Origin of the sequence: Caballeronia sordidicola (genome assembly GCF_002220365.1) — a bacterium.
In the GTDB taxonomy this organism is placed as follows: Bacteria; Pseudomonadota; Gammaproteobacteria; order Burkholderiales; family Burkholderiaceae; genus Caballeronia; species Caballeronia sordidicola_C.
In genome coordinates, this window is the sequence record NZ_MTHB01000168.1 from 1 (window position 1) to 6,959 (window position 6,959).

At 54.0% G+C, this 6,959-nt stretch carries 3 protein-coding genes and 3 pseudogenes; 1 reads left to right on the forward strand and 5 read right to left on the reverse strand.

The genetic code is table 11. The annotated features are described in order from the left end of the window. The first annotated feature begins 258 nt into the window (after nt 1–258). Nucleotides 259–1,008, forward strand: a complete 750-nt coding sequence (gene tpiA, locus BSU04_RS24985) for a triose-phosphate isomerase (protein ID WP_086383155.1) — start codon at nt 259–261, stop codon at nt 1,006–1,008. Nucleotides 1,009–1,996: 988 nt separating this feature from the next. Here the strand turns inward: tpiA and BSU04_RS48585 are convergent. The 5 genes and pseudogenes from BSU04_RS48585 to BSU04_RS25015 all read right to left on the reverse strand — a co-directional run. Next, nucleotides 1,997–2,239 (reverse strand): annotated as a pseudogene (locus tag BSU04_RS48585) (SMP-30/gluconolactonase/LRE family protein); the annotation flags it as partial. 15 nt (nt 2,240–2,254) lie between these two features. Next, nucleotides 2,255–2,707 (reverse strand): annotated as a pseudogene (locus BSU04_RS48590) (GMC family oxidoreductase); the annotation flags it as partial. A gap of 15 nt (nt 2,708–2,722) precedes the next feature. Further along, a pseudogene (locus BSU04_RS47900) lies at nt 2,723–2,939 on the reverse strand (gluconate 2-dehydrogenase subunit 3 family protein); the annotation flags it as partial. A 1,283-nt stretch (nt 2,940–4,222) separates the two neighbouring features. Beyond that, the gene (locus BSU04_RS25010) at nt 4,223–5,104 is read right to left on the reverse strand and encodes a PRC-barrel domain-containing protein (RefSeq protein ID WP_089163102.1); all 882 of its coding nucleotides are present in this window, start codon (nt 5,102–5,104) and stop codon (nt 4,223–4,225) included. Between the two features lie 763 nt (nt 5,105–5,867). Further along, nucleotides 5,868–6,740, reverse strand: coding sequence for a slipin family protein (locus BSU04_RS25015; RefSeq protein ID WP_089163103.1), 873 nt, complete (start codon nt 6,738–6,740; stop codon nt 5,868–5,870). Between the last annotated feature and the right edge of the window lie 219 nt (nt 6,741–6,959).

Genomic DNA, 6,959 nt, shown 5'->3' on the forward strand with positions numbered 1-6,959 from the left:
AGGGTCGACATTTCGCGCTCGGCGCGGCTTCGTTGAGCATTCTCGGCCACGAGGCCGCTCATCCCAGTACCCAAGTCATAGCACTGTGGAACAGCATGCATTCATCGCTGTCCGTTAGCCCTTAACGACATTGCAGCAGGCATCGGTCAAAAACAACCCCCACGTGTTAGAAACCCAGTGGAGGAACACACATGTAACGTAAGCGGCGGAAGAGGCCTTCCGCTGCAAACCGCCGACCGTAACAAAATAAGGAAGATCATGCGACCGCTGATCGCGGGAAATTGGAAGATGCACGGGCTGTCGTCTCAGCTTGCCGAGATTGAGGCGATTGCCGCGTCGGTGAAGCTGAGGCCGACCCATGCGGACGTCCTGGTGTGCCTGCCAGCGACGCTTATCGCCCGCGCGTCCAGTTTGGCCGCAGGTCGCATCGCTATTGGAGCGCAAAACTGCCACAGCGAGATCTCTGGCGCATTCACCGGAGACATCAGTGCGGAGATGCTCAGAGACGCGGGCGCGAACACGGTAATACTCGGGCATTCCGAACGGAGACAGCATCATGGTGAGACCGACGCAGTGGTGGCGAAAAAAGTGGAAGCCGCTTCGCGCGCCGGACTGCTGGCGATCATTTGCATCGGTGAGACGCAATTACAGCGAAAGGATGGCAAAGCCATCGCAGTGTGCGGCAACCAGATCGCTGCGAGCCTGCCCGACAGCATGAGCATGTCCGTCAACGCAGTGGGTTATGAGCCACTGTGGGCGATCGGAAGTGGCCAAGAGCCGACACCGGACGAAATTGTCGAGATGCATGAGCACATCCGCGAGTGCCTTGTCTCCCGTTTAGGGACGCGAGGGCGCACGATACGCATCCTTTTTGGCGGTTCTGTCAATCCCGACAACGCGGGAGCCATCCTGGCGTTGCCGGAAGTCGACGGTGCCTTGGTCGGTGGCGCGAGCCTGAAGGCCACCGATTTCGCAGCCATAATCGGAGTTGTACCGGCCGAACCTTAACCTTTGTAGTAGAGTAATTTGTGCGGTGAAGCCTGGATATTCGACGTCGATGGGAAGGCATCGCTTTGACCATAAAGTGGCAAAAGCGGGTATGGATCGGCCTCCCGCGATTCTCGGGAGGATTACTCTCTATAGAGACGTGCGTTTCATTTTTGACGGGCGATGCGCTTGAGGTGAATTGCTGCTCATGACGAGCGTCGTCGGGTGGCGGCAAAGAGATACTACAAGTGAACCAGCTGGCGTCGCGGCGCCCATGCGCGGGTGGGGATAGTACAAAATCTAGCTGCTACGACGTTAATGCATCCGAGCATAGCGTCCCTGGCCGATCTCTCCTTTTCGGTCTCTCTGCGTCCGCTAGCTAAGTTTTGCAGCCTCTAGGATACTTCAAAGCGAAGATGTATCGCTCCAGTTCGATGGTCGGCCCCGGCGATTGACGTCAAGGAAGCGATTCGATTGGGCGGATGCGTCTTCGTGCGGAGTAAATTGGCAGATTTCGTATCGGATGCCTCTTCCGAATTCGGTTCGAAATTATCAACAGGGAACTCTCGTTGGGTTGGGACTAATTGAGGCCGCCGTGAGGGTTGATAAGCGACGGATCTCTCCGCAATGAGCATAGAATCATCGTTTATAGGGGAAATATCATGACATATGTCTATAGCTTTTTTCGATCCACCGATGATAGCCCGGCGGTCACCATTTCCAAGGAAAAAAAGATGGCCTACTTGAAAGAGGGTACGAAGTTATATCTATCTCAGATCGGTGAAAACGATGGAAAATTCAAGGTCGTAAAGCTGAGGCTGGCACTGGACACCATCGATGGGTCGGACACTCAGAACATCCACGTCATCATTAAGTAATTCAGGGCACCGAATCGTTTATGTTTTGCTTTCGCTCTCGAGGATAGCCGGAACGGCGTGAGCATTAAAGCCACGGAATTTACGACCGTCACATTCACAATTTTAAAGCAACGAGTGCGGTCGGACGATTCCTATTCCACCGGGGGAAGACGCCGCAGCGAGCCCGCAAGAGGCTCGCTGCCGCGCTGCTCCGGCGTTAGCTTGTCCGTCGAGCTCGTCACGTACATTACATCAAGCGCTTTGCCGCCAAACGCGCACATCGTTGGCTGGCTCACAGGCAGCGGGAGATCGCGATCGACCGCCCCATCCGCAGTGTAGCGGCGAAGCCGCCCCGCGCCGTGCAATGCACACCAGTATCCACCCTGGGTATCGACGGCTGCACCATCAGGAACGCCAAGGTTTTCCTCTACTCGTACAAAGAGATCGCGCCAGTCGAGCGGCCAGTCGGCGCCGTAGCCAAGCAGACTGCGCGATTTGAACCACTCTGGTCGAAAGCGCAACGACACCATGGCGAAATGCACCGTGCTACCACCCACCGCTTTGCTACTGTTGTTCGATCCGAGTTCTAGGGGGGCCTCGCCGTCGCAGATGCGTTCATCGGTCCAGTATAGTTTTGACTGGTGAGCTTCGTCGGAGGCGAATTCTTCGAGAGGGCGCCACCACGCCCCTGCGTCGAAGGTGACGACTTTAAATCCTTTTTCCGCGAGGCAACATGCGAGTGTGGCGCGGCCCGCACCAGTACCGACAATCGCGAAATCAACTTCTTCGTCTTGCGGATATTCGCGCATCGGTATCCACCCGGCTCGATGGAAAACGTCAGGCGCGCGTCCGTTCTTGCCACGGGTTCATGCTGAGCGTCATCGGGCACGGCGATTCTCCTGGTAGGCTTTGCCTTCGTCGTCCGGCTTCGCCTCAGTGGCTTCCCAGGGATCGCGTCGATCAAAGTAAATGCGAACATAACCGCGGGGATTGGCGGGGCCACCAAAGCCGATTTCGCTCCCAAGCGTGAGGGTGCGAATAGTAGGCGCCACAGATGTCGTGAAGCACCCGCTTGGCGAAGAAAAGATCTGACGGTGTTGTGTCGGGCCAATATCTCTGCCTCTTGCCACCCAGAGGTATGCTTGCCGACCAGTCAAGGGTGTTCGTCCCTGCAGGATCGGACAGCGCGCCCCTCCAAATGCCGTATCCGGGCTATCCGCCTGCTGATCAAATGTTTGGACGATCAGGATCCGATGGTCGTGTTTCGGCTGACCGAACTCGGCCGGAACCTTTATGATGCGGTCTTTCGAAGCCATAGTGGGAGATGGGACCTCATGCCGGGCTCACGGCCGCTCGATGAGATGGCTCAGGGGTCGTCACGCTCGCGCAGTCTTATTTACAGGCAGATCACTATTAAAGCTAATTTGCGGGATCCTGTACTAGGATGCAGCGACGGAAATAGCCGGACGCCTTTTGACATAGGCTCGTTCTAGCGTTTTTTTCCGGCGCAAAAGTCTCATCAATCTGCGAGTGGGAAGTGAAGGTGCGGGAATCAGCGCTTTTAACCGAAGCCGGTCATGCAATTTACGTAGGAAAGTGGAAGCACCGGAACCGGCCCGTGGTCCTACGCGGGGTTGTCAAGTGACACGGGCATAGGAGTTTACAAGTGCACGCAACATACCAGCGATCGTTGAATCAAGAATGCCGGCGTCGTCGTTCCCTTCTGCAAGTACCGGTAATGCATCGTTCAAGGTGAGGCGCGTCAGTTCTCTATGCCCCTCCTTTAGTATGACAAGCCCGTCCCTCTCCAATATTGCGGAAAAGTCACGCGATCCCACTCGTACAAAGACTTCCATGTTCCACCTCGAAAACGGCCCAATGTAGCTTTGGAAAAACATAACAACGATCTTGAACAGTTTGGCAACAAGACTGCTGGATAGCACGGGCAGCTTATCGCTAAGCGCTTGTCGGAATATAGGAACGATGCGGTTCGAATTTTGCGAAAATGGTGCGCTTTCTTTTCGTTCACCATCCGACTAGCATGCCACACCGAGCCATAGCGAAAGAAGCTAATCGACTCCTAAACGAACATCCGGTATCAATCGTTTCGGATGCGTGAAAGGTCCTTATTTTATTGAATCGTTTATGCGATACCGTGCGGCGGCGCGGTTCGGCGGTACTCTTCGAAGTTCGAGGATTTTTTGACTACGCAGATAAAGTGCTGCGAAGAACAATGCCGTCACGCCGCACAAGGTGCCCCAGATTGGTTGTGTCATAGCAATACTCCTAGTTTGCTAGTTATTTAGTGACGCGTTGATGCGCCATGCGAGCGTCGGACCGTTCGTGGAGATGGTCGATATAATTAACCGGCACCAAGGTTAGTTACCCTTAGCGTTCGACATATGATTTTTCCAATATTCATCTACCTTCTGGCTCTTTTGCTCGAAGCCATTAGTACGCATCGCTCGGCCGTCTGCGACCTGCGGGCCCCCATTCATCGTCTGCTCGCTTGCATCGAGGACGAGTAGGTCAACGTTAGGAGTCGCCTCGAAGCTGTCCCATGGAACAGGGACATACTTTTCGCCGATACCGAACACGCCTCCACGGCCAATCACGAGGTAGGCGATCTTGCCAGTCTGTGGACTCATCAACAGGTCTTCGATGCTGCCGAGTGCTTCGCCTTTTGGGTTGCGAACTTCGGTACCAAGCAACTCATCGGAGCGGAACGATTTATTTTGGCCGGTAACGGGTTGCGCCGCGGCGATCTGCCGCTGTTGCCAGTACGGTACATCAACGATCGGCACACTTATGCGGTGTAGGTCTGCTACATAAAGCTGGTAAATGCCGCGGGTCGTGCCAACGACGGTTTCACACGCCTGTTGATGGCCGTGTTGTGCGAGGATGTTAGCAGCGGCGAGGAGGGTGCGAACCTCATAACCTGGCCGTGCGTTCTCGTATCCGTTGGCGGCTGGATTGCCACCGCCAACGGTACCGTACCAGCCGTAGCCAGAATTACCCATCGGATATCCGTACCCGTATCCCGATCCGCCTAGCCAGTACCCGTCTTTTCCCATCTGGCTTTTTAGCGCCCGGAGATCGCTGACGCAAGTCAATGCTGCCCTCGCATCGGAGTTGCTCGTCTCGTCGGGGGTGCGAGAGACGGCGGCGACAGCCATAGGAGACAGCGTTGCACATGCCGTGACCGCAATACCAACACAAAAAGGTACTGCCATGGAGGCAACAAATGTAGAGCGTTTCATGGTTTTCACATTCTTGTAGCGATCTTATGTCTTGGGCCGACGTAAACGTAGAACATCGATCCAGGCAGCCTTTATCCAATGTAGTCGCCGAGACAAGGTTTGGGCAGGGTCGGAAACTACTCAGCGGCCTTCAGACCGGCAACGTGCCAAATGCTTAACCCTAAGCGACAGCGTTAGCCAGGACTATGTGCGGGCATCCTTCCTGCACGAATCTAATTCGCATTACGTATTAAGATTCCAAGACGCGTTGTTCCGTACAGAAAAACAGGTAGCGGCAGCGAGCCGGATAGCGAATCGAGCATAAACGTGTCGACGGCTACCTTCCTACGTCTGTGCGTTGCCCTCGCGCGTGCGCCGAAACAAAAGCCGGAGTCAATGGCAAGCATCCAACAGGTCGAGAGGAATGCAGGGTGATAGTTCGAATCCGTGGATGAAAGATCAGCTTCATAAGCCAGACACATCCATGTGACCTGTTCGCGAAAGATAGAGGTTTCATACGGTTACTCCAAAAAGCTGATACATCAGATCGATATCGCCTATGAGCTAGCTGTTCAAGCGCTCAACCGATTGTCAGATACTGGCTAACCAATCGGGTCAACCCTGGCTGGAAAGCTAATCAACAGCACGTCGCAAATTTTCCAGGAATTGAAGGAGACTTTAATTCGCCTACATGCGCCGTCGCGGCGAAAGGCGTAATGTAGTAAAACGGCGCAAGCGTACAACCTGCGAAACTATTTTCTTTAATTTAAAGCGTTAAGGTGCCTCAAGCCGCGCTCTTAATCAATGGAGTTACGGCCGGCGAGGGGAGATCATGTCCGGCGACAGCGAGGGCCAGTGTAGGGTTCAAGCTATCGACCATAGAAGTCGGCATCAGAATGGTTGCACCGCGTTCCTTCGTCGTTTCATAAATGATGTTCATCGCCCGTAGCTGAAGCGCTCCACTCTGCGTTTCATACACTCTGGCTGCTTCAACGAAGTTTGAAGCAATAGCTGCTTCTGCCGATCCCAAGATCACCCGTGCCTGCTTTTCCCGCTCCGCTTGTGCTTGACGCGACATGGCATCCTGCAGCGCGACTGGGATTGCCACGTCACGTATTTCGACAGATCCGACCGAGATTCCCCACGGCGCCGTTTTAGTGCCAATCTCAACCCTTAAATGAGAGTCCGCTGCGGCGCGATCCGACAATAGTTCGGCTAGCATGGTAGAGCCGATCAGTTCGCGAAGGGACGTCTGCGCAACTCGGTCGATTGCCTGGCGGTAGTCAGTGATTGCCAATGCAGCCTTCTGCGCGTCGTTGACATGCCAGAAAATTATAGCGTCAACGTTGACCGGAACCGTATCTTTGGTGAGGGCCTGCTCCGCGTTGAAGGCGGTTGTCTGGATTCTCTCGTCAATTATCGCAACCACACTGTCAATTATAGGGATAATCATAAAAAATCCCGCACCTTTGACACTTTGTAGCTTCCCTACGCGTAGGATAACGAATTTTTCCCAAACGTTAGCAATCTTGATTGAAAGCATCACAAGGATCGCTATGATGAAAAGTGGAGGTGCCAGATACAGACTTACGAATTCGCCTGCTACGAAAGCGGCGACGACAAAAGCGATTGATACAACCAAGGTGATCGGATTCATGATAGCTGAACTCTCAAGACTAGCGTCAGTGGGCGCGAAAAATCGACCAGGACCGTCCGCGTGCGGCCAAACGCCGCGTATTCAATGATGAACAAAACGTATTACTGGTTGTAGAAAGAATTGGATTTATCCGAAATTGGTCTCCCGCTACGCCTATCTATTTCCCCACCAGTTTGTTATATGCTTCCAAGCAATTGATTGACGGAATTTTGAAAATTT

Excerpts from the sequence above, each read along its gene's own strand:
- tpiA (WP_086383155.1), top strand. The coding sequence starts at position 259 with ATGCGACCGCTGATCGCGGGAAATTGGAAGATGCACGGGCTGTCGTCT.
- BSU04_RS25010 (WP_089163102.1), bottom strand. The coding sequence starts at position 5,104 with ATGAAACGCTCTACATTTGTTGCCTCCATGGCAGTACCTTTTTGTGTT.
- BSU04_RS25015 (WP_089163103.1), bottom strand. The coding sequence starts at position 6,740 with ATGAATCCGATCACCTTGGTTGTATCAATCGCTTTTGTCGTCGCCGCT.